Origin of the sequence: Pseudomonas sp. B6002 (assembly GCF_013385985.1) — a bacterium.
Taxonomy (GTDB): Bacteria; Pseudomonadota; Gammaproteobacteria; order Pseudomonadales; family Pseudomonadaceae; genus Aquipseudomonas.
Genome location: NZ_JACAOY010000012.1, coordinates 288,064 through 308,849 on the forward strand (window position 1 = coordinate 288,064; position 20,786 = coordinate 308,849).

Here is a 20,786-nt window from a genome sequence, read left to right on the forward strand (position 1 = left end):
AAGCCAGCTCCCACATTTTTGAGCCGGTTTCTTCAGGATCATCTCCTATGACCAAATTCCCCACTGCCGTAAACCTGCACAAAACCTCCAACACCCTCGGCCTCACCTACGGGCCCGACGAGGTGTACCAACTCTCCGCCGAACTGCTGCGCACCCACTCGCCTTCCGCCGAGGTCCAGGGTCACGGCAAACCCATCCTGCAATTCGGCAAGCTCAACGTACGGTTGACCAAGATAGAGCCGGCCGGTCAGTACGCACTGAAATTGACCTTCGACGACGGACACGACAGCGGGCTGTTCACCTGGGACTACCTTTACCAGCTGGCCGTGCGTCAGGACGCGCTGTGGGCCGATTACCTGGCCGAACTCAAAGCCGCTGGAAAAACCCGCGACCCGAGCGAGTCGGTCGTGCGGCTGATGCTCTAGCACACGCCTCTTGCTCTTTAGAGAGCATTTTCTAATTTCATCTGCTTGAATGCCCTGTCGCGCGGCCAATGACTGGCCCGCTTGCGAAAAAAATTAAACTCGGGTAACCAATGGAACTGGCAAGTTCCCTGCATTTGACGATGCGGTATCAACGGTCACCCGAGTCGCGTACCTGGCTTGTGTTGTGTATCGAAACCTGGTGCACAGCGGTACCCGGTACTCGTCTTTCGGACAATGGAGCGTCGTAGATGAGTAACAAGAACAACGATGACTTGAAACGCCAGGCCTCGGAAAACACCCTGGGGCTGAACCCGATCATCGCGTTACGGAAAAAGGATTTGCTCGCCTCGGCGAAGATGGTGCTGACCCAAGCCATCAAGCAACCGTTGCACAGCGTCAAGCACGTCGCCCACTTCGGCGTCGAATTGAAGAACGTGATGTTCGGCAAATCCCAGCTGGTGCCGGAACACGACGACCGTCGTTTCCATGACCCGGCCTGGAGCCAGAACCCGCTCTACAAACGTTATTTGCAGACCTACCTGGCGTGGCGCAAGGAGCTGCACGACTGGATCGGCGACAGCAACCTGTCGGAACAGGACATCAGCCGAGGTCACTTTGTGATCAACCTGATGACCGAAGCCATGGCCCCTACCAACAGCGCGGCCAACCCGGCGGCGGTCAAACGCTTCTTTGAAACCGGTGGCAAGAGCCTGCTCGATGGCCTCTCCCACCTGGCCAAGGACCTGGTACACAACGGCGGCATGCCGAGCCAGGTCAACATGGGCGCCTTTGAAGTGGGCAAGACCCTGGGCACCACCGAAGGCGCGGTGGTGTTTCGCAACGATGTGCTGGAGCTGATCCAGTACAAGCCGATCACCGAACAGGTGCACGAGCGCCCCCTGCTGGTAGTGCCGCCGCAGATCAACAAGTTCTATGTATTCGACCTGAGCCCGGACAAGAGCCTGGCGCGCTTCTGCCTGCGCAATGGCCAGCAGACCTTTATCGTGAGCTGGCGCAACCCGACCAAGGCCCAGCGCGAGTGGGGCCTGTCGACCTACATCGAGGCGCTCAAGGAAGCGGTGGATGTGGTCACTGCGATCACCGGCAGCAAAGACATCAACATGCTCGGCGCTTGCTCGGGCGGCATCACCTGCACCGCTTTGCTCGGCCACTATGCCGCGCTGGGGGAGAAGAAGGTCAATGCCCTGACCCTGATGGTCAGCGTGCTGGACACCACCCTGGACACCCAGGTGGCGCTTTTCGTCGACGAGCAAACCCTTGAGGCCGCCAAGCGCCACTCCTACCAGGCCGGCGTGCTGGAAGGCCGCGACATGGCCAAGGTGTTCGCGTGGATGCGCCCCAACGACCTGATCTGGAACTATTGGGTAAACAACTACCTGCTGGGCAACGAACCGCCGGTGTTCGACATCCTGTTCTGGAACAACGACACCACCCGCTTGCCGGCCGCGTTCCACGGCGACCTGATCGAACTGTTCAAGAACAACCCCCTGGTACGCGCCAACGCCCTGGAAGTGTGCGGCACGCCGATCGACCTCAAGCAGGTCACCGCCGATATCTACTCACTGGCCGGCACCAACGACCACATCACGCCGTGGCAGTCCTGCTACAAATCGGCGCAGTTGTTTGGCGGCAAGGTGGAGTTCGTGCTGTCGAGCAGCGGGCATATCCAGAGCATTCTCAACCCTCCGGGCAACCCCAAGGCGCGCTACCAGACCAGTGATGGCCTGGCGTGCAGTGCACTGGAATGGCAGGAGAACGCGACCAAGCACACCGATTCCTGGTGGTTGCACTGGCAGGCGTGGCAGGCGGATCGGGCAGGCAAGTTGAAGAAGGCGCCGACTTCGCTAGGAAATAAAACCTACGCCGCAGCTGAAGCAGCGCCGGGTACTTATGTACACGAACGATAAGCAGATGTTTGGTTGAAATGCAGCCCCTGTGGGAGCTGGCTTGCCTGCGATAGCGGTGGGCCAGTTGTTGATGGGCTGGCAGGAAGAATGCCATCGCAGGCAAGCCAGCTCCCACATGGACCGCATCGTCCATTGGATCTTTGCACCACCTGACAGGGCTTGAGCATGCCGCAACCGTTCATCTTTCGTACCATCGACCTGGATGGCCAGACCATCCGCACGGCGGTGCGCCCGGGCAAGCCTCATTTGACGCCTTTGCTGATCTTCAACGGCATCGGCGCCAACCTTGAGCTGGTGTTTCCGTTCGTCCAGGCCCTGGACCCGGACCTGGAAGTGATCGCCTTCGATGTGCCCGGCGTGGGTGGCTCTTCCACCCCCAACCGTCCCTATCGCTTTCCCGGCCTGGCCAAGCTCACGGCACGCATGCTCGACTACCTGGACTATGGCCAGGTGAACGCGGTGGGCGTGTCCTGGGGCGGCGCGTTGGCGCAGCAGTTCGCCTACGACTACCCGGAGCGTTGCAAGAAGCTGATCCTGGCGGCCACGGCGGCGGGTGCGGTGATGGTGCCGGGCAAACCCAAGGTGCTGTGGCTGATGGCCAGCCCACGCCGTTACATCCAGCCGTCCCACGTGGTGCGCATCGCCCCGATGATCTACGGCGGCTCGTTCCGCCGCGATTCGAAACTGGCCGCCGAACACGCCAGCAAAGTGCGCTCGGCGGGCAAGCTGGGTTACTACTGGCAGCTGTTCGCCGGGCTGGGCTGGACCAGCATCCACTGGCTGCACAAGATCCGCCAACCCACCCTGGTGCTGGCGGGGGATGACGACCCGCTGATCCCGCTGATCAACATGCGCATGCTGGCCTGGCGCATTCCCAACGCACAGTTGCACATCATCGACGATGGCCACCTGTTCTTGATCACCCGGGCCGAAGCGGTGGCGCCGATCATCATGAAATTTCTCGAGGAGGAGCGCCTGCGCGCGGTGATTCATCCACGACCTGCGGTGTAAGGACCACACCGCCGCGCAACTTGCCAGGAACCGACTATGGTTCTGAATTGGCGTGCCTGTTTGATGGCTTGACGAAGGAGTGTTGGCTCATGCGAGAAAGACCCGTGACGAACCCGGCGCCCACCCCTGCCGTGTTCATCAATGCGCAAAACGCGATCACCGGCCTGCGCGGTCGGGACTTGCTGTCGACGCTGCGCAGTGTTGCCGCCCACGGCTTGCGCAACCCGGTGCATACCGCTCGTCATGCCTGGGCGCTGAGCGGCCAACTGGGTCGCGTGCTGCTGGGTGAGACCGTGCATGAGCCCAACCCCAGTGACAGCCGCTTCAGTGACCCCACCTGGAAGCTCAACCCGCTCTACCGGCGCAGCCTGCAGGCTTACCTGAGCTGGCAAAAGCAGACGCGCCACTGGATCGACGACAGCTCGCTGAGCGCCGATGACCGGGCCCGCGCACACTTTGCCTTCTCCCTGCTCAACGACGCCGTCTCCCCTTCCAACACCCTGCTCAACCCGCTGGCCGTCAAGGAGTTGCTCAACTCCGGGGGCAACAGCGTGGTGCGCGGTGTCACCAACCTGTTCGAAGACCTGCTGCACAACAATGGCCTGCCGCGCCAAGTGAGCAAGCACGCGTTCGAAGTGGGCAAGACGGTTGCCACCACCCCGGGCTCGGTGGTGTTTCGCAACGAGCTGCTGGAGCTGATCCAGTACAAGCCCATGAGCGAAAAGCAGTACGCCAAGCCGCTGCTGGTGGTGCCGCCGCAAATCAACAAGTACTACATTTTCGACCTCAGCCCCGCCAACAGCTTCGTGCAGTACGCCCTCAAGAACGGCCTGCAGACCTTCATGGTCAGCTGGCGCAACCCGGACGTGCGCCATCGCGAATGGGGGCTTTCCACTTACGTTGCGGCGCTGGAAGAAGCCCTCAACGTCTGCCGGGCCATCACGGGTGCACGGGAGGTCAACCTGATGGGCGCCTGCGCCGGTGGCCTGACCATCGCCGCCCTGCAAGGCCACCTGCAAGCCAAGCGCCAGTTGCGGCGCATCTCCAGCGCCAGCTACCTGGTAAGCCTGCTCGACAGCCAGATCGACAGCCCCGCCACGCTGTTTGCCGACGAGCAAACCCTGGAGGCGGCCAAACGCCGCTCCTACCAACAGGGCGTGCTGGACGGCCGCGACATGGCCAAGGTGTTCGCCTGGATGCGCCCCAATGACCTGATCTGGAACTACTGGATCAACAACTACCTGCTGGGCAAGGAACCCCCGGCCTTCGACATCCTGTACTGGAACAACGACAACACACGCTTGCCCGCCGCATTGCACGGCGACCTGCTGGATTTCTTCAAGCACAACCCGCTGAGCCATCCCGGTGGCCTGGAGGTGTGCGGCACGCCTATCGACTTGCAGAAGGTCACGGTGGACAGCTTCAGCGTGGCCGGGATCAACGACCACATCACGCCGTGGGACGCGGTGTATCGCTCCACCCAGTTGCTGGGGGGCGAGCGGCGCTTCGTGCTGTCCAACAGCGGGCATATCCAGAGCATCCTCAACCCGCCGGGCAACCCCAAGGCCAACTACGTCGAGAACCCCAAACTGAGCAGCGACCCCCGCGCCTGGTACTACGACGCCAACCACGTCGAAGGCAGTTGGTGGCCACAGTGGCTGGAATGGGTGCAACAGCGCTCCGGCGTGCAGCGCGAAACCCTCACCGCCCTGGGCAACCAGAACTACCCACCGATGGAAGCAGCGCCGGGCACCTATGTGCGTGTGCGCTGAACTCAACGATCACACTAAGAAGACTGGATGAAGACCCGCGACCGTATCCTTGAATGTGCCCTGCAGTTGTTCAACCAGAAGGGCGAGCCGAACGTGTCGACCATGGAGGTGGCCAATGAAATGGGGATCAGCCCCGGCAACCTCTACTACCACTTCCATGGCAAGGAGCCTTTGGTGCTCGGGCTGTTCGAGCGCTTTCAATGCGAGCTGGCGCCCCTGCTCGATCCGCCCGCTGACGCGCAGCTGGAGGCCGAGGATTACTGGCTGTTCCTGCACCTGATTGTCGAGCGCATGGCCCATTACCGGTTTCTGTTCCAGGACCTGTCGAACCTGGCCGGGCGCCTGCCGAAGCTGGCCAAAGGCATTCGCCACCTGCTCACGGCACTCAAGCGTACGCTGGCGTCGCTGTTGGCACGGTTGAAGACCTCGGGGCAACTGGTCAGTGGCACCCAGGCACTGGGGCAACTGGTGGAGCAAATCACATTGACCCTGCTGTTTTCGCTGGACTACCAGCGGATTCTCGACCGTGAAGGAGAGATACGGGTGGTGGTCTACCAGATCGTGATGCTGGTGGCGCCGCACTTGCTGCTGCCGGCGCGGCTGGCGACCGAGAAATTCGCACTCAAATACCTGGATGAAATCGATTAAAACTGTGGGAGCGGCGGTGCGACGATTCGACTTGCCCGCGATAGCAATAGATCAGCCAATATCTATGTGACTGAAACTCCGTCATCGCGGGCAAGCCCGCTCCCACATTGGAAGTGCGATATAGGTGAGACTTCCATAAAAAAACGCCCGACCTTTACAGGCCGGGCGTTTTTTGTGCCCTGAGAAAATCAGGACTGACTGGAGGGCGTCGGGGTTACCGGCGTTGCAGTCGGGGTGGTCGCAGCGTGGGTCGGTGCGGACACCGAGTTGGCTGTTGAAGCGGCAGGTGCCGGAGTGGCTGGCTTGGCCGCAACAACAGGCTTGGCCGCTGCTGGTTTTTTCGCTACCGCAGGCTTCTTCGCGGCGGCTGGTTTTGCCGCAGGCTTGGCGGCCGCAGGTTTAGCAGCAGCCGGTTTGGCTGCAGGTTTCGCAGCAGCGGGCTTGGCAGCAGGTTTAGCGGCTGCGGTTTTAGCCGCTGGCTTGGCGGCTGGTTTTGCGGCGGCCTTGGCGGCAGTTTTAGCAGCCGGTTTGGCAGCGGTTTTAGCGGCCACTGGTTTAGCGGCAGGCTTGGCAGCCGGTTTTGCCGCTGCTGTTTTAGCCGCAGGCTTGGCAGCTGGTTTAGCGGCGGCTTTGGCGGGTGCCTTGGCCGCAGGTTTTGCAGCCGGTTTGGCAGCAGCTTTTACCAGAGGCTTGGCTGCAGGTTTCGCTGCAGGCTTGGCCGCTGCGGTTTTAGCGGCCGGTTTGGCAGCAGGTTTGGCGGCAGCGGTTTTCACAGGGGCCACTTTGGCGCCGGTGAGTTTTTCGATTTGCTTGGTCAACGTGTCGACCTTGCTGTGCAGTGCCTTCAGCTCTGCCTTACTGGGTACGCCCAGTCTCGAAATCGCACTGTTGAGGCGCTTGTCGAAAGTTTCTTCCAACTTGCCCCAGGTGTCAGAAATACCCGACTTGGCGGAACCGGCAGTTGCCTTGGCCGCTTCAACTGTTTTACCCACTGTGCTTTTGGTCAACTTCTCGGCTTTCTCACCGTCCTTGACCAAAGACTCGAAGAGTTTTTTGCCTTCACCAATGCTAGCCTTCGAGTACACGCCTAAACCAGCAAGCCAGATCTTACGGGAATATTTTTCAACTTCCCCGACCCACGAGCTGCCTTCTTTCTGAGTAGTCTTTTTAACAGCCATCCCGATGTCTCCTTAGTGTTTACGCGCGACACGTTCTAGCAATGTCGTCAGCTCTTCGAGCTTAGCAGAGAGTGTCTCCACGTCATGTTTAGACGCAATGCCGATCCGATTCAAGGCACTTGCAACGCGTATGTCAAAAGCTTTTTCAACTTTATCCAGTTGAACTTCAACCAGGCCTTTGACGCTGGAGACATTACTCTTTACTTGGTCAATCTGACTGTTGGCGGCATCAAGTTGTTCAACTACAACTTTTTTGCCTTTACTTTCAACATGTTGACCTTTCTTGACCAGCTCTTTGAAGTACTCGCTGCCTTCGCTGCCGACCTTGGCATAGGCGCCAAGCCCTGCCAGCCAGATCTTGCGGGCATAGCTTTTAACGTCACTCAGGGCGGTGGACTGAACGTCGATTTTTTTCTTCAAAACAACTTTGGCCATGGCACACCTCACGCAGAAAAGGGTTGAGGAACGGCCCGCAGGAGTTGAGGGCTTGGGCACAAAGTAGGCAGAAAAATTAGAATCGGCACCCTAAGTAGATCCGGATCAGGCCAGTGCCTTATCCAGGGCTTTCTCGATTTCGGACTTGATAGTGCCACTCATGGCCGACATCAACAGCCCCAGCTCCACATCAATACGCAGGGAATCCTCGGCCACCGACACGGTGCCTTTAACGCCTGAACGCTTGAGGTTCAAGGTATCGCCAGACCACGTGGACTCCAGGCCATATTGCTCCTTGAGTTTGCTCGCCAACTTGTCGGCTTTTGCCCGCGCGCCTTCTTTACCCAGGGAATGTGCACGCTCAACGGTAATACGGGCCATTGCAATGACTCCTCTTTTATAACGGTATGGATACCTTCCATGCGGCAAAAGGTCTCGGTGACCGCCTATCTTACCTTCAGCCTTGCCAAGACAAAGCAGGTCGCGGGGATTATCATGTCCCGCATTCTCTTTTGGTGACAGCGATATGACTGATCAGCGCAAAGGCAGCGATGCCGAACCCACCACTCACTTCGGCTTCAAGAACGTTCCGGAAAGCCAAAAAGCGGAAAAAGTCGCTGAGGTGTTCCACTCCGTAGCCGCCAAGTACGACCTGATGAACGACGTGCTGTCGGGCGGCATGCACCGCCTGTGGAAGCGCTTCACCATCGAGCTGTCGGGCGTGCGCACCGGTAACCGCGTGCTGGACATCGCCGGTGGTACGGGCGACCTGGCCGCCAAGTTTTCCAAGCTGGTGGGCCCGACCGGTCAGGTCGTGCTGGCGGACATCAACGGCTCGATGCTCAAGGTCGGTCGCGACCGCCTGCTGGATAAAGGCGTGGCCGGCAATATCGAGTTCGTCCAGGCCGACGCTGAGAAGCTGCCGTTCCCGGACAACCATTTCGACTGCGTGACCATTGCCTTCGGCCTGCGCAACGTGACCCACAAGGAAGACGCGATCCGCTCGATGCTGCGCGTGCTCAAGCCGGGTGGCCGCCTGTTGGTGCTGGAGTTCTCCAAGCCGACCAACGCGCTGATGTCCAAGGTCTACGACACCTACTCCTTCGCCTTCATGCCGTTGATGGGCAAGCTGATCACCAATGACGCCGAGAGCTACCGCTACCTGGCCGAATCGATCCGCATGCACCCCGACCAGGAAACCCTGAAGTCGATGATGGTAGAAGCCGGCTTCGACCGCGTGACCTACCACAACATGACCTCGGGCATCGTCGCCCTGCACCGCGGCATCAAGCCCTGATGCTGTTCGCGGGCCTTCTCGCCAGCGTCGAGCACGGTATCAACCGTGTGCTGCGCCTGGACAGCACCGCCCTGGCGCGGCTCGCGCACTTGAACGGCAAGATCATTGCCGTCGACTGCCGCAGCCCCGCCTTGCAGCTGTTTATCCTGCCCAGCGATGAAGGCCTGCTGCTCGCCAGCGATTGGGCTGCCGACGCCGACTGCACCCTGCGTGCGCCGGCATCGAGCCTGTTGCACCTGGCCCTGAGCCGCAACAAGACCGCCATCCTGCACAGCGCCGAGGTGGAGCTCGAAGGTGACAGTTCGGTGCTGATGGACCTGGCCGCCGTGCTGCAAGACCTGGAACTGGACTGGGAATACGAACTCTCGCGCTGGATCGGCCCCGTGGCCACCCAGTTGATCAGCGGGCACCTGCGCAGCCGCACGCGCTGGTACCAGCAAGGGTTCGCCAGCCTCAACCAGAACCTCGCCGAATACCTGAGCGAAGAATCGCGCACCCTGGTCGGAGAACGGGAAGCGCAAGCGCGCTTTCGTGAACTCGACAAGGCCAAAATCGACCTGGAACGCCTCGAGGCCCGCTTCGAGCGCCTGAGCCGTTCCCTTGATCCAAGCGATAACGCATGAAGCTGCTCGCCGTCCGCCGTCTGTTTCGTATCCAGCGCGTCGTAATCCGCTACCGCCTCGATGACCTGCTGTTCGCCCTGCCCCTGCCGTGGTTCCTGCTGGCAGTGCGCTATGTGCTGCCGTGGCGTTGGTTCCCGCGCAAGCCGCTGGAGCTGAGCCGCGGTGCGCGCCTGCGCCTGGCATTGCAGGACCTGGGGCCGATCTTCATCAAGTTCGGGCAGATCCTCTCGACCCGTCGCGACCTGTTGCCCGAAGACATCGCCGACGAGCTGATGCTGTTGCAGGACCGCGTGCCGCCGTTCGATTCCCAGCATTCGATGAAGTTGATCGAAGAACAACTGGGCAAGAAGATCAGCGACGTCTTCAGCCGCTTCGATGTCGACCCGCTGGCCTCGGCCTCCGTGGCGCAGGTCCACGCCGCCCAGTTGAAGACCGGCGAAGAAGTGGTGGTGAAGGTGATCCGCCCGGGCCTCAAGCCGATCATCGGCCAGGACCTGGCGTGGCTGTTCATCCTCGCCCGCGCCGCTGAGCGCTTCAGCGCCGATGCGCGCTTGCTGCACCCGGTGGACGTGGTCGCCGACTACGAAAAAACCATCTACGACGAACTCGACCTGCTGCGCGAAGCCGCCAACGCCAGCCAGCTCAAGCGCAACTTCGAAGGTTCGCCGCTGCTGTACGTGCCCCAGGTGTATTGGGACTGGTGCCGCCCCAAAGTGCTGGTGATGGAGCGCATCTACGGCGTGCAGGTCACCGACCTCGCCACCCTGGCGGACCAGCGCACCGACATGAAGATGCTTGCCGAGCGCGGCGTGGAGATCTTCTTCACCCAGGTGTTCCGCGACAGTTTCTTCCACGCCGACATGCACCCGGGCAACATCTTCGTCAGCACCGTGAACCCGTGGAGCCCGCAGTACATTGCGATCGACTGCGGCATCGTCGGCAGCCTGACCCCGGAAGACCAGGACTACCTGGCCCGCAACCTGTTCGCCTTCTTCAAGCGCGATTACCGCCGCGTGGCGCAGTTGCACATCGATTCGGGTTGGGTGCCGGCCGAAACCAAGCTCAACGAATTCGAAGCGGCGATCCGTACCGTGTGCGAGCCGATTTTTGAAAAACCGTTAAAAGATATTTCCTTTGGCCAGGTGCTGATGCGCCTGTTCCAGACCGCGCGGCGCTTCAACATGGAAGTGCAGCCGCAGCTGGTACTGCTGCAAAAAACCCTGCTGAATATCGAAGGCCTGGGCCGCCAGCTGTACCCGGACCTCGACCTGTGGAACACCGCCCAGCCGTTCCTGGAACGCTGGATGCGCGAGCGCATGAGCCCGAAAACCGTGCTGGGCAACCTGCACAGCCAGATGGAACAACTGCCGCACCTGGCCAACATGACCCGCGACCTGCTGGAGCGCATGTCCCAGCCCCACGCCAAGGACCCGGCACCGCCCTGGAAGAAGCGCAAGGACGACTGGTTCCTGCGCTTGCTGGGCGCCGCGCACCTGGTCGGCGGCGTGATACTCGCCCTCGGCGGGCCGTTGAATGAGTTGGGCCACTGGCTGGCCGGCATCATGGTCGCCGTGGGTGTTTATCTGATCGTGCGTCGATAGCCAATCCGGTTATACACTGTCGCAAATTACCGGAGCCGAACATGAAAGACTGGCTGGACGAGATCAAGTGGGACAGTGACGGCCTGGTGCCGGCCATTGCCCAGGACTACAAGACCGGGCGCGTGCTGATGATGGCCTGGATGAACCGCGAGGCCCTGAGCCTCACCGCCGCCGAGCGGCGCGCCATCTACTGGTCACGCTCGCGTGGCAAACTGTGGCGCAAGGGCGAAGAGTCCGGGCACGTGCAGACCCTGCACGAGATGCGCCTGGACTGCGATGCCGACGTGGTGATCCTGATGGTCGAGCAGATCGGCGACATCGCTTGCCACACTGGCCGTCACAGCTGCTTCTATCGCGTGTTCGAAAACGGCGAATGGAAGGTTGTAGAGCCGGTGCTCAAAGACCCGCACGCCATTTACTCGGCAGGACACTGAACATGAGCGATACCCTGAACCGCGTGGCCCAGGTGCTGGAAGACCGCAAAGGCGCGGACGCCGACAGCTCCTATGTCGCCAGCCTGTACCACAAGGGCTTGAACAAGATCCTGGAAAAACTCGGCGAAGAATCCGTCGAGACCATCATCGCCGCCAAGGACGCGCAAATCAGCGGCGACTGCAGCGATGTGATCTACGAAACCGCTGATTTGTGGTTCCACAGCCTGGTCATGCTCGCCCAACTGGGGCAGCATCCGCAGGCTGTGCTGGATGAACTGGACCGTCGCTTCGGCTTGTCCGGGCATGCCGAAAAGGCCTCGCGCCCGTCCGCCTGAATAACTTTTACAGAGGAATTGCAGCATGGGCATTTTTGACTGGAAACACTGGATCGTCATTCTGGTGGTGGTGGTACTGGTGTTCGGCACCAAGAAACTCAAGAACCTGGGCACTGACGTGGGCGAATCGATCAAGGGCTTCCGCAAAGCCATGAACGATGACGAAAAGCCGGCCGACCCGGTGGCCAACCCTGTGCCGCCAGCCCAGCCTGTGCACCCGCAGGCCGCCCAGCCGATCACCGAGCGTCGTACCTTCGACGTGCAGGCTGAGAAAGTCGAAGAGCCGACCCGCAAAGACTCGTGAGCACTGACTAATGTTTGGTATCAGCTTCTCTGAACTGCTCCTCGTCGGCCTTGTTGCCCTGCTGGTACTGGGGCCGGAACGCCTGCCCGGTGCCGCGCGCACGGCCGGCCTGTGGATCGGGCGCCTGAAACGCAGTTTCAACGCCATCAAACAGGAAGTTGAACGGGAAATCGGCGCCGACGAGATTCGTCGCCAACTGCACAACGAGCACATCCTTTCGTTGGAGCAGGAAGCGCGCAAGATCCTCTCCCCGGTGCAGGAGCCTGCCAAGCCGGCCGAACCTGTGGCCGAGCAGAGCATCGCGCCGCCGCCCGTGGCCCAGGTGCCACCCGTGGCGGAACCCGCCCCGGCCGTCCACAGCCCCACAGAGCCTGCGCCGGCGCCCGTTGCGTCGCCCGCTCCCCATGACCCTACATTGCCGCCGCGAGCCCCATGAGCGCTGATAAACCGGAAAACGACCAGCACATGCCGCTGGTTTCGCACCTCACCGAGCTGCGTACCCGCCTGCTGCGCTGCGTAGCGGCGATCTTCATCATCTTTGCCGGGCTGTTCGCCTTTACCCAGCAGATCTACACCTTCGTCTCTACGCCTTTGCGCCAGTACCTGCCGGCCGGCGCGACGATGATCGCCACCGACGTGTCCTCGCCGTTCCTCACGCCGTTGAAGCTGACGATGATGGTCTCGCTGTTCCTGGCGATCCCGGTGATCCTGCACCAGATCTGGGGCTTTATCGCGCCGGGCCTGTACAAGCATGAGAAGCGCATCGCGGTGCCGCTGCTGGTGTCGAGCATCCTGCTGTTCTACACCGGCATGGCGTTCGCCTATTTCCTGGTGTTCCCGCTGATCTTCAAGTTCTTCGCCGCGGCCACCCCGGCCGGCGTGGAGATGATGACCGACATCACCAGCTACCTCGACTTCGTGATGACGCTGTTCTTCGCCTTTGGCGTGGCCTTCGAAATCCCGGTGGCCGTGGTGCTGCTGGTGTGGATCGGCGTGGTCGACGTCAAGTACCTGAAGAAGATCCGCCCGTACGTGATCATCGGCTGCTTCGTGGTCGGCATGATCCTCACGCCGCCGGACATCTTCTCGCAGACGTTGCTGGCCGTGCCGATGTGGATGTTGTTCGAGATCGGCATTCTGTTCGGCAGCCTGATCAGCAAGCGTGGCGATCACCCGGATGACCAGCCCGCCGACGACGACCAGCCGCCAGCGACCCAGCCGTGAACCTGCTGTTACTGGAAGAGGCCGACTTCATTGCGGCCGACCGTGTGGTGCTGCGTGACCGGCGCCTGGTGCACATGCAGGACGTCCACCGTGCGGCCGTCGGCGACAGCCTGCGCGTCGGCCGTATTGGCGGGTTGATGGGCAATGCCCAGTTGCTGCGCCTGGACGCCGGCGAAGCCGAACTGCACGTGAGCTTCGACCAGCCGCCGCCCGCCAAACTGCCCTTGACCCTGCTGCTGGCCCTGCCGCGCCCGAAGATGCTGCGTCGGGTGCTGCAAACCGTGGCCGCCATGGGCGTGCCCAAAGTGGTGCTGCTCAACAGCTATCGGGTCGAGAAGAGTTTCTGGCAGACCCCGTTCCTGGAGCCTGAGGCGATCCGTGAGCAACTGATCCTCGGCCTGGAACAGGCACGCGACACGGTGCTGCCCGAAATCATCATCGAAAAGCGCTTCAAACCGTTCGTCGAGGACCGCCTGCCGGCCATGGCCGAAGGCACCCTGGGGCTGATCGGCCACCCGGGCGATTACCCGGCGTGCCCGCGTGGGCTGGACGAGCCGGTCACCCTGGCCATCGGCCCGGAAGGCGGCTGGATCCCCTACGAAGTCGACCTGCTGGCCAAGGCCGGCCTGCAGCCGGTACAGCTTGGTGCACGCATCCTGCGCGTTGAAACCGCCGTCACCGCCCTGCTCGCCCGCCTCTTCTAACCACTTCAACCCCCTGTAGGAGCCGGCTTGTGTGGGAGCTGGCTTGCCTGCGATGCAGACACCTCGGTATCTCAGGCAAACCCGGTTGATGCTATCGCGGGCAAGCCCGCTCCCACAGGGGATCAGTGTCGCTACAGAATCTTCCTGCGCAGCCGATAACCTTTGAATAAGTCCAAGCCTTGTTCCAAAGGAGATCGCAGCATGTATCGTTGGTTAGCCGAAAAACTGGGGAATGTGAGCGTCAATCGAAAGCTGGCCATTGGCTTTGGCTTGGTGTTGATCCTGACGCTGTTGATCACCTTCACCGGCTGGACCGGCCTGGGCGATGTGACCAGTCGCGGCGATAAGCTGGGCTTTATCTCCAGCCTCAACGGCCTGACCAAGGACCTGCGCCTGGCGCGCCTGGACTTCGAGACCCGTCGCGGCGAACAAGGCACGGGCGCCGTCAACGACCTGATAGCCAAGCTGGACAGCGGCCTGAAAACCGCCGAAACCCTGATCGAGCAACCCGACGACAAGGCCCTGGTCGAACAGCAACTGGACGCCCTCAACCAATACAAAAAAGCCTTCGGCGCCATGGTGCAGGCCGGCCTCAAGCGTGAAGGGGCGCGCAGCAAGCTCGGCGACACCGCCGACAACGCCGTGGCCAAGATCAACGAAATTGAAAAAGCCCTGCTGCAAGGCGACAGCGTCACCCAGTTCAATAGCGTGGTCGACCTGAGCAAGCTGATCCAGCAATCGCGCTTCCAGGTGCGCGGCTACACCTACAGCGGCAAGACCGACGCTGAACAGCCCGCACTCGACGCCATCGACAACGCCCTGAAGAAAATCACCGAGCTGCAAGGCCAACTGCCAGAGCAGTACCAGGCCAACCTGCAGGAGGCCAGCGTGTCGTTGCAGGCCTACCGTGCCGCCGTCAGCCAATACCGTGACTCTCAAACCGCCAGTGCAGCCGCCCTGGTCATCATGACCGCCCAGGGCGATATCCTGTTGGGCAACAGCGACAAACTCACCGTCTCTCAAACCGTGGTGCGCGATACCGATGCTGCGCAGGCCAAGAACCTGTTGCTGTTGGCGACCGCCCTGGCACTGATCTTCGGCCTGGTCGCCGCCTGGGCCATCACCCGCCAGATCGTCATCCCGCTGAACCAGACCCTCAAGGTCGCCGAGCGCGTCGCCTCCGGCGACCTGAGCCACAACCTCGACTCGCTGCGCCAGGACGAACTGGGCCAGCTGCAACGCGCCATGCAGAGCATGACTGTGGGCCTGCGCGAGTTGATCGGCGGCATCAGCGACGGTGTCACTCAGATCGCCAGCGCCGCCGAGCAACTGTCGGCCGTGACGGAACAGACCAGCGCCGGGGTCAACAGCCAGAAGGTCGAGACCGACCAGGTGGCCACCGCCATGAACGAAATGGCCGCTACCGTGCAAGAAGTGGCGCGTAACGCCGAGGAAGCCTCCGAAGCTGCCGTGGCCGCCGACCAGCAGGCCCGTGAAGGCGACAAGGTGGTCGGCGAAGCCATCGCCCAGATCGAACGCCTGGCCACCGAGGTGGGCAACTCCACAGTCGCGATGGGCGACCTGAAACGTGAAAGCGACAAGATCGGCAGCGTGCTCGACGTGATCAAGTCGGTGGCCCAGCAAACCAACCTGCTGGCCCTCAACGCAGCGATTGAAGCGGCACGTGCCGGTGAGGCCGGGCGTGGCTTCGCCGTGGTGGCTGATGAAGTGCGCAGCCTGGCGCAACGCACCCAGAAATCCACCGAAGAGATCGAAGAGCTGATCGTCGGCCTGCAAAACGGCACCCAGCAGGTGGCGACGATCATGGACAACAGCCGTGGTCTCACTGACAGCAGCGTCGAGCTGACCCGCCGTGCCGGCGATGCGCTGGGCAATATCACGCGCACGGTCTCGACCATCCAGGCGATGAACTCGCAGATTGCTACGGCTGCCGAGCAACAAAGCGCGGTGGCCGAAGAGATCAACCGCAGTGTGCTGAATGTACGTGATGTGTCTGAGCAGACTTCGTCGGCCAGCGAGGAAACCGCGGCATCGAGCGCCGAGCTGGCGCGCCTGGGCATCTACCTGCAAACCCTGGTCGGGCGTTTTCGCGTCTGACCCTCTGTGCGCGGCGACCGCCTCCGGTCGCCGCGCGCCAGCAACTTGTGAAATCTCCTACACGCTTATCATCCCGCCATGTCCCCGCTCGCCTTTGAATCGAATTAGCGTCAGCACTGAACGCTTTCTCTGATTCGGAGGCTCCCCATGTTTCGTCGGCTGACCCGCCTGCTGGGCAATGCCAGTGTCACGCTCAAACTGGCCCTGGGCTTTGGCCAGGTGCTGATCCTCAGCCTTATCATTGCGGTCACCGGTTGGCAGGCGTTGAGTGCTGCGCTGGACCGCTCAGGCAACCTGACGGTGCTGGGCAAGCTGACCGTTGTAGCGCAGGCCATGCGAGCTGATCGTATTGTGTATCGCACCCTCACTGACACGGCCAGCCTGGGCAAGATGAGCACCCAGATCGAAGAGATCGAGCAGCAACTGGCCTACCTCTCCAGCCGATTGAAAGACCCGGACGACCTGTCGCGTGCGCAACAAGCGACCCAACTGGTGAATGCATTCAAAGCGGCGCTGGCACAATTGCCACCCTTGATCGAACACCGGGAGAGCACGCGCACTCCGGTGCAAAAAACCGCGCTCCAGGCGGGCGACACACTGGCCCAACTGGCCAGCGAATTGCCTGACCAACACGACCAGAACGCCTTGGAGGCCATCGAAAACCTGCGTCAAGCCATCAGCCAGGCCGAGAACCGCACTCAACGCCCGGCCTGGTCCGCCGACTCGTTGCAAGCCTACGCACAGAGCATCAGCCAGACACTCGATGCACTGGAAACGGCGCTGGCTGCGGTGACCGCGCTTCCCGTCGACTCCAGCGTGCTCAAGGAAGACCTGGCGGCGTATCGCACTCAACTTACGGCACTCAAGGACGCCCAGCTGAACACCGAAACAGTGCAAAACCGCTTCGAGCAACAACTCAACAGACTGCTTGAGCAAAGCGAGCAATTGAGCCAGGACCAAGTGCTCAAGGGTGACGATGAAGCACGCCGGAAACGTACGCTGCTGGTAGGCATCACCCTCGCGGCCTTGGTGCTGGGTAGCGTTGCCGCGTGGTGGATCGCCCGGCAAATCGTAGTACCGCTACGAAAAACCCTCGCCACTGCCAACCGCATCGCCAATGGCGATCTGAGCCACACCACCCGGGTCGAACGCCGTGACGAACTGGGCCAACTGCAGCAAAGCATCGCCCAGATGACCCAGAACCTGCGCAACCTGATCAGTGGCATAGGCGGCAGTGCCCAGCAAGTCGCCAGTGCTGCCACGCAGTTGTCGACGGCGGCCGAGCAGGCGCGTGCCGGCATCAGCCACCAGAGAGATGAAACCGATCAGGTCGCCACGGCGATGAACGAAATGCTCGCCACTGCTCAGGAAGTCGCCCGGCATGCCGAACAGGCGTCGGCGGCGGCAACCGAGGCTGACCAACTAGCCAGCACCGGCGATAAGGTGGTGACCCTGGCCATAGAGCAAATCGGCCAGTTAGCCAGCGAAATGACGCGCTCGAGCCAGGCAATGCTCGCGTTGCAGCAGGAAAGCCAGAAGATCGGCAGCGTGCTGGACGTGATCAAGTCCGTGTCCCAGCAGACCAACCTGTTGGCCTTGAATGCAGCCATCGAAGCAGCGCGTGCAGGTCGGGCCGGCGAAGGGTTTGCCGTGGTCGCCGACGAAGTGCGCAGCCTGGCCCAACGCACCCAGGAATCCGCCGAAGAAATCGAAGGGTTGATCCAAAGCCTGCACGCCGGTACCCAGCAAGTCGCCGACATGATCAGCAGCAGCCGCAGCCTGACTGACAACAGTGTAGGCCTGACCCGTGATGCAGGGGAGGCGCTGGCAGCCATCGCCCGTACGGTGTCGGTCATCCAGGACATGAACCCGCAGATCGCCGCTGCCGCCGAAGAGCAAAGCCTGGTGGCAGAGGAGATCAATCGCAGCGTATTGAAGGTCAAGCACGTGTCGGAACAGGCAGCCGCCGCCAGTGAGGAAACCGCGACAGCCAGTGCTCAGCTGACAAAATTGAGCCTGGACCTGCAGACCCTGGTCGGCAAGTTCAGGCTCTGAAGATCACAACACCTGGCGCAAAAATGCCTGGGCGCGTGGGTCTTTCGGCGCGTCGAAAAACTCGGCCGGGGCGGCGTCCTCGAGCAGCTTGCCGTGATCGAAGAACAGCACCCGGTCAGCCACTTCGCGGGCGAAGCCCATTTCGTGGGTGACGCAGACCATGGTCATGCCCTCCAGGGCCAGGGTCTTCATCACGTCCAGGACTTCACCGACCATTTCCGGGTCCAGCGCCGAGGTGGGTTCGTCAAACAGCATCACCTTGGGGTCCACCGCCAGGGCCCGGGCAATTGCCACCCGTTGTTGCTGACCGCCGGAGAGGCGCGACGGAAATTCGTTGGCCTTTTGCGCGATACCGACCTTTTCCAGCAGGGCCAGCGCCTTGGCTTCGCGTTCTTTCTTGCTGCGCTTGCGCACGACCTTTTGCGCCAGGCACAGGTTTTCCAGCACGGTCATGTGGGGGAACAGGTTGAAATGCTGGAACACCATGCCGACTTCGCGGCGGTAGGCATTCACATCGGTCTTCGGGTCGGCCAGTTGCAGGCCGTCGATGCTCACCGAGCCCGAGTCGAATTCTTCCAGGCCATTGAGGCAGCGCAGGAAGGTGGACTTGCCGGAACCCGACGGGCCGATCACCACCAGCACTTCGCCCTTGGCCACCTGGGTGGTCACGTTGTCCACCGCGCGCACCACCTGCCCACGGGTGTCGAAGACTTTTACCAGATCGCGGACTTCAATCACTTTGCGCGAGCCTCCGCTCAAGCCGGCTGGCCATTTTCGACAGCGGCAGGTTGATCAGCAGGTACAGGCCTGCCACACAGAACAGGATTTCAAACGGCGAAAACGAGGTGGTGATCACTTCGCGGCCACTCTTGAGCAGTTCGGTAATCGCGATCACCGACACCAGCGAAGTGTCTTTCACCAGGCTAATGAACTGCCCGGCCAAGGGTGGCAGCACGCGCTTAAAGGCTTGCGGCAACACCACATGGCGCATCGACTGGCTGGCACTCAGGCCCAGGGAACGGGCGGCTTCGTTCTGGCCACGGGTGATGGACTGCACGCCGGCCCGGACGATTTCCGCCACATAGGCACCGGTGAACAGCGACAGCGCCGCGATGCCGGCAAACTCCCGGGACAGGTTGAGCACCGTGCCGATAAAGAAATAGAAAATGAAGATCTGCACCAGCAGCGGCGTACCCCGCACCAGTTCGACGTAGATCGTCGACAGATCGCGCAACGTTGGGTTGCTGGACAAGCGGCACAGGCCGGTCGCCAAGCCGATCACCAGGCCCAGAATGCCGGACACCACCGACAACCACAGCGTGGTCCACAAGCCCCACATCAACGGCCCCAACGCCCACTGCCGGGTCACGCCGACGACATCGCCTTCGGCCACGTCATCGCCGCGAGCCACTTGCAGGCTGTTGTCGGCAACGATCAGCTTCTGCTCGGCGCCCGCGTCGTTGCGCAGGGTGACTTCGGCGACGTCGCCTTTGCGTACCAACTCGACCACCGTGGAGATGTCGGCAGCGCGTTGGGACGTTTCAGCCTGGTAGGCGAAGTACTGCGGTACGCGGTTCCAGCGCCACTCGTAGGACATCAACGAGGTGGCGTAGTACAAGGCGCCAGCCAGGCCGACCAGCACGACCACGGTGAGCAGGTGCCAGGGCCATTGGGCTTTTTTCTGTTTCATTTCACGTTCCGGGATGTGTGTTGCCTGTGAGGCCGCCATCGCGAGCAAGTCGAGTCGTCGCACCGCCGCTCCCACATTTTGATTTGCGAACACCGTCAACTGTGGGAGCTGGCTTGCCTGCGATACAGGCAACTCGGTCTTAAGCGTTATTCCATGTCCTTGAGCCACTCGGAGCTCTTGAACCACTTGTCATGGATGCGATCGTAGGTGCCGTCGTTGCGGATCTGGTGCAGGAAGTTGTTGATGAAGTTGATGCTGTCGTAATCGCCTTTTTTCAGGCCGAACGCCAGGGGTTCGAAGGTGAAGGGTTCTTCAAGGAACACCAACTTGCCGTTACCGACCTTCTTCTCGGCAACCACGTTGTAAGGCGCGTCATACACGAAGGCGTCGGCCTTGCCGTTGACCACGTCCAGCACACCTTCCTGTTCGTTGTCGTAGCCGTGGTACTTGGCCTTGGAGATCAGCTTCTTGGCGACCATTTCACCGGTGGTGCCCAGCTTGGAGGTCAGGCGGTACTTCTCGTCGTTCAGGTCTTTGTAGGACTTGATGGTGCCTTCCAGGTCCTTGCGGATCAGCAGGGTCTGGCCCACCACGATGAAGGGTTCACTGAAGTTCAGGCGCAGGTTGCGCTCCTGAGTCAGGGTCATGCCGCTGCCGATCATGTCGAACTTGCCGGTCAGGAAGGCCGGGATGATGCCGTCGTAACCGGTGGACACCAGTTCCAGCTTGACGCCCATGGACTTGGCCATGGCCTTGAGGATGTCGACTTCGAAGCCGATGATTTCACCGCGCTTGTCTGTCATTTCGAACGGCATGTAGGTCGGGTCCATGCCGACTTTCAGCGTGCCGCGCTTGACCGCATCATCGATGGCGCCGGCCTGGGCCGCAGTGGCGGCAACCAGTGCGGTGACGCCGAGCATCAGCATCGAAAGATACTTTTTCATCATCAAGTCCCCTGAACGATTCTTGTAAGGTCGGCGCATAAAAAGGGCTGCACCATTTCG

22 protein-coding genes and 1 pseudogene are annotated in these 20,786 nt (G+C 61.3%); 17 read left to right on the forward strand and 6 right to left on the reverse strand.

Annotation, left to right across the window (positions count from 1 at the left end):
- The first annotated feature begins 47 nt into the window (after nt 1-47).
- The 5 genes from HX792_RS17400 (at nt 48) to HX792_RS17420 (ending at nt 5,784) form a co-directional block, all read left to right on the forward strand.
- The gene (locus HX792_RS17400) at nt 48-425 is read left to right on the forward strand and encodes a gamma-butyrobetaine hydroxylase-like domain-containing protein (RefSeq protein ID WP_101265685.1); all 378 of its coding nucleotides are present in this window, start codon (nt 48-50) and stop codon (nt 423-425) included.
- Nucleotides 426-673: 248 nt separating this feature from the next.
- Nucleotides 674-2,353, forward strand: coding sequence for a class II poly(R)-hydroxyalkanoic acid synthase (phaC, locus tag HX792_RS17405; protein ID WP_176997237.1), 1,680 nt, complete (start codon nt 674-676; stop codon nt 2,351-2,353).
- A gap of 165 nt (nt 2,354-2,518) precedes the next feature.
- Nucleotides 2,519-3,364: a poly(3-hydroxyalkanoate) depolymerase gene (phaZ, locus tag HX792_RS17410; protein ID WP_025858688.1), complete on the forward strand. Its 846-nt coding sequence runs from the start codon at nt 2,519-2,521 to the stop codon at nt 3,362-3,364.
- 89 nt (nt 3,365-3,453) lie between these two features.
- Nucleotides 3,454-5,136, forward strand: a complete 1,683-nt coding sequence (phaC, locus tag HX792_RS17415) for a class II poly(R)-hydroxyalkanoic acid synthase (RefSeq protein WP_176997238.1) — start codon at nt 3,454-3,456, stop codon at nt 5,134-5,136.
- Nucleotides 5,137-5,163: 27 nt separating this feature from the next.
- Nucleotides 5,164-5,784: a TetR/AcrR family transcriptional regulator gene (locus HX792_RS17420; RefSeq protein WP_176997239.1), complete on the forward strand. Its 621-nt coding sequence runs from the start codon at nt 5,164-5,166 to the stop codon at nt 5,782-5,784.
- 188 nt (nt 5,785-5,972) lie between these two features.
- Here the strand turns inward: HX792_RS17420 and HX792_RS17425 are convergent, their stop codons facing one another.
- The 3 genes from HX792_RS17425 to HX792_RS17435 form a co-directional block, all read right to left on the reverse strand.
- The gene (locus tag HX792_RS17425) at nt 5,973-6,962 is read right to left on the reverse strand and encodes a phasin family protein (RefSeq protein WP_176997240.1); all 990 of its coding nucleotides are present in this window, start codon (nt 6,960-6,962) and stop codon (nt 5,973-5,975) included.
- A gap of 12 nt (nt 6,963-6,974) precedes the next feature.
- Nucleotides 6,975-7,397, reverse strand: coding sequence for a phasin family protein (locus tag HX792_RS17430; protein ID WP_176997241.1), 423 nt, complete (start codon nt 7,395-7,397; stop codon nt 6,975-6,977).
- Between the two features lie 105 nt (nt 7,398-7,502).
- Nucleotides 7,503-7,778 (reverse strand): polyhydroxyalkanoic acid system family protein, encoded by a 276-nt coding sequence (locus tag HX792_RS17435; RefSeq protein WP_176997242.1) that lies wholly within the window; start codon nt 7,776-7,778, stop codon nt 7,503-7,505.
- Nucleotides 7,779-7,923: 145 nt separating this feature from the next.
- Between HX792_RS17435 and ubiE the strand changes: the two genes are divergently transcribed.
- The 12 genes and pseudogenes from ubiE to HX792_RS17490 all read left to right on the forward strand — a co-directional run bounded on the left by ubiE (nt 7,924) and on the right by HX792_RS17490 (nt 18,092).
- Nucleotides 7,924-8,694 (forward strand): bifunctional demethylmenaquinone methyltransferase/2-methoxy-6-polyprenyl-1,4-benzoquinol methylase UbiE, encoded by a 771-nt coding sequence (ubiE, locus tag HX792_RS17440; RefSeq protein ID WP_003171186.1) that lies wholly within the window; start codon nt 7,924-7,926, stop codon nt 8,692-8,694.
- Nucleotides 8,694-9,317 carry an SCP2 domain-containing protein gene (locus HX792_RS17445; protein WP_176997243.1) on the forward strand — a complete coding sequence of 208 codons (624 nt, stop codon included), beginning with the start codon at nt 8,694-8,696 and terminating at the stop codon, nt 9,315-9,317. Before ubiE ends, HX792_RS17445 begins: the two co-directional genes overlap by 1 nt.
- Nucleotides 9,314-10,918: a ubiquinone biosynthesis regulatory protein kinase UbiB gene (gene ubiB / locus HX792_RS17450; protein ID WP_176997244.1), complete on the forward strand. Its 1,605-nt coding sequence runs from the start codon at nt 9,314-9,316 to the stop codon at nt 10,916-10,918. Before HX792_RS17445 ends, ubiB begins: the two co-directional genes overlap by 4 nt.
- Nucleotides 10,919-10,959: 41 nt before the next feature.
- A complete protein-coding gene (hisI, locus tag HX792_RS17455; RefSeq protein WP_176997245.1) occupies nt 10,960-11,352 on the forward strand; it encodes a phosphoribosyl-AMP cyclohydrolase in 393 nt (130 codons plus the stop codon).
- Nucleotides 11,353-11,354: 2 nt separating this feature from the next.
- The gene (locus HX792_RS17460; protein WP_003209299.1) at nt 11,355-11,687 is read left to right on the forward strand and encodes a phosphoribosyl-ATP diphosphatase; all 333 of its coding nucleotides are present in this window, start codon (nt 11,355-11,357) and stop codon (nt 11,685-11,687) included.
- A gap of 25 nt (nt 11,688-11,712) precedes the next feature.
- Nucleotides 11,713-11,991: a twin-arginine translocase TatA/TatE family subunit gene (locus HX792_RS17465; protein WP_105695034.1), complete on the forward strand. Its 279-nt coding sequence runs from the start codon at nt 11,713-11,715 to the stop codon at nt 11,989-11,991.
- Between the two features lie 10 nt (nt 11,992-12,001).
- Entirely contained in the window at nt 12,002-12,427 is a 426-nt protein-coding gene (gene tatB, locus HX792_RS17470; RefSeq protein ID WP_176997246.1) for a Sec-independent protein translocase protein TatB, read from the forward strand.
- Nucleotides 12,424-13,215, forward strand: coding sequence for a twin-arginine translocase subunit TatC (tatC, locus tag HX792_RS17475; RefSeq protein ID WP_176997247.1), 792 nt, complete (start codon nt 12,424-12,426; stop codon nt 13,213-13,215). Before tatB ends, tatC begins: the two co-directional genes overlap by 4 nt.
- Nucleotides 13,212-13,919, forward strand: coding sequence for a 16S rRNA (uracil(1498)-N(3))-methyltransferase (locus HX792_RS17480; protein ID WP_176997248.1), 708 nt, complete (start codon nt 13,212-13,214; stop codon nt 13,917-13,919). Before tatC ends, HX792_RS17480 begins: the two co-directional genes overlap by 4 nt.
- Before the next feature lie 201 nt (nt 13,920-14,120).
- Nucleotides 14,121-15,179 (forward strand): annotated as a pseudogene (locus HX792_RS30660) (methyl-accepting chemotaxis protein); the annotation flags it as partial.
- Between the two features lie 144 nt (nt 15,180-15,323).
- Nucleotides 15,324-16,037 (forward strand): methyl-accepting chemotaxis protein, encoded by a 714-nt coding sequence (locus tag HX792_RS30665; RefSeq protein WP_371319366.1) that lies wholly within the window; start codon nt 15,324-15,326, stop codon nt 16,035-16,037.
- A 147-nt stretch (nt 16,038-16,184) separates the two neighbouring features.
- Nucleotides 16,185-18,092 carry a methyl-accepting chemotaxis protein gene (locus tag HX792_RS17490; protein WP_176997250.1) on the forward strand — a complete coding sequence of 636 codons (1,908 nt, stop codon included), beginning with the start codon at nt 16,185-16,187 and terminating at the stop codon, nt 18,090-18,092.
- A 3-nt stretch (nt 18,093-18,095) separates the two neighbouring features.
- On the opposite strand, the gene HX792_RS17495 is transcribed toward HX792_RS17490, so the two are convergent.
- The 3 genes from HX792_RS17495 to HX792_RS17505 all read right to left on the reverse strand — a co-directional run bounded on the left by HX792_RS17495 (nt 18,096) and on the right by HX792_RS17505 (nt 20,726).
- The gene (locus HX792_RS17495) at nt 18,096-18,830 is read right to left on the reverse strand and encodes an amino acid ABC transporter ATP-binding protein (RefSeq protein WP_176997251.1); all 735 of its coding nucleotides are present in this window, start codon (nt 18,828-18,830) and stop codon (nt 18,096-18,098) included.
- Nucleotides 18,823-19,782 carry an amino acid ABC transporter permease gene (locus tag HX792_RS17500; protein ID WP_176997252.1) on the reverse strand — a complete coding sequence of 320 codons (960 nt, stop codon included), beginning with the start codon at nt 19,780-19,782 and terminating at the stop codon, nt 18,823-18,825. The genes HX792_RS17495 and HX792_RS17500 overlap by 8 nt, the downstream gene beginning before the upstream one ends.
- A gap of 146 nt (nt 19,783-19,928) precedes the next feature.
- Nucleotides 19,929-20,726, reverse strand: a complete 798-nt coding sequence (locus HX792_RS17505; RefSeq protein ID WP_060767882.1) for a transporter substrate-binding domain-containing protein — start codon at nt 20,724-20,726, stop codon at nt 19,929-19,931.
- Between the last annotated feature and the right edge of the window lie 60 nt (nt 20,727-20,786).

Coding starts and splice junctions, on each gene's coding strand:
- ubiB (WP_176997244.1), top strand. CDS start 9,314: ATGAAGCTGCTCGCCGTCCGCCGTCTGTTTCGTATCCAGCGCGTCGTA.
- HX792_RS17465 (WP_105695034.1), top strand. CDS start 11,713: ATGGGCATTTTTGACTGGAAACACTGGATCGTCATTCTGGTGGTGGTG.
- HX792_RS17420 (WP_176997239.1), top strand. CDS start 5,164: ATGAAGACCCGCGACCGTATCCTTGAATGTGCCCTGCAGTTGTTCAAC.
- HX792_RS17505 (WP_060767882.1), bottom strand. CDS start 20,726: ATGAAAAAGTATCTTTCGATGCTGATGCTCGGCGTCACCGCACTGGTT.
- ubiE (WP_003171186.1), top strand. CDS start 7,924: ATGACTGATCAGCGCAAAGGCAGCGATGCCGAACCCACCACTCACTTC.
- tatC (WP_176997247.1), top strand. CDS start 12,424: ATGAGCGCTGATAAACCGGAAAACGACCAGCACATGCCGCTGGTTTCG.
- HX792_RS17400 (WP_101265685.1), top strand. CDS start 48: ATGACCAAATTCCCCACTGCCGTAAACCTGCACAAAACCTCCAACACC.
- phaZ (WP_025858688.1), top strand. CDS start 2,519: ATGCCGCAACCGTTCATCTTTCGTACCATCGACCTGGATGGCCAGACC.
- HX792_RS30665 (WP_371319366.1), top strand. CDS start 15,324: ATGAACGAAATGGCCGCTACCGTGCAAGAAGTGGCGCGTAACGCCGAG.
- HX792_RS17460 (WP_003209299.1), top strand. CDS start 11,355: ATGAGCGATACCCTGAACCGCGTGGCCCAGGTGCTGGAAGACCGCAAA.
- HX792_RS17430 (WP_176997241.1), bottom strand. CDS start 7,397: ATGGCCAAAGTTGTTTTGAAGAAAAAAATCGACGTTCAGTCCACCGCC.
- HX792_RS17425 (WP_176997240.1), bottom strand. CDS start 6,962: ATGGCTGTTAAAAAGACTACTCAGAAAGAAGGCAGCTCGTGGGTCGGG.
- hisI (WP_176997245.1), top strand. CDS start 10,960: ATGAAAGACTGGCTGGACGAGATCAAGTGGGACAGTGACGGCCTGGTG.
- HX792_RS17435 (WP_176997242.1), bottom strand. CDS start 7,778: ATGGCCCGTATTACCGTTGAGCGTGCACATTCCCTGGGTAAAGAAGGC.
- HX792_RS17500 (WP_176997252.1), bottom strand. CDS start 19,782: ATGAAACAGAAAAAAGCCCAATGGCCCTGGCACCTGCTCACCGTGGTC.
- phaC (WP_176997238.1), top strand. CDS start 3,454: ATGCGAGAAAGACCCGTGACGAACCCGGCGCCCACCCCTGCCGTGTTC.
- HX792_RS17445 (WP_176997243.1), top strand. CDS start 8,694: ATGCTGTTCGCGGGCCTTCTCGCCAGCGTCGAGCACGGTATCAACCGT.
- HX792_RS17490 (WP_176997250.1), top strand. CDS start 16,185: ATGTTTCGTCGGCTGACCCGCCTGCTGGGCAATGCCAGTGTCACGCTC.
- phaC (WP_176997237.1), top strand. CDS start 674: ATGAGTAACAAGAACAACGATGACTTGAAACGCCAGGCCTCGGAAAAC.
- tatB (WP_176997246.1), top strand. CDS start 12,002: ATGTTTGGTATCAGCTTCTCTGAACTGCTCCTCGTCGGCCTTGTTGCC.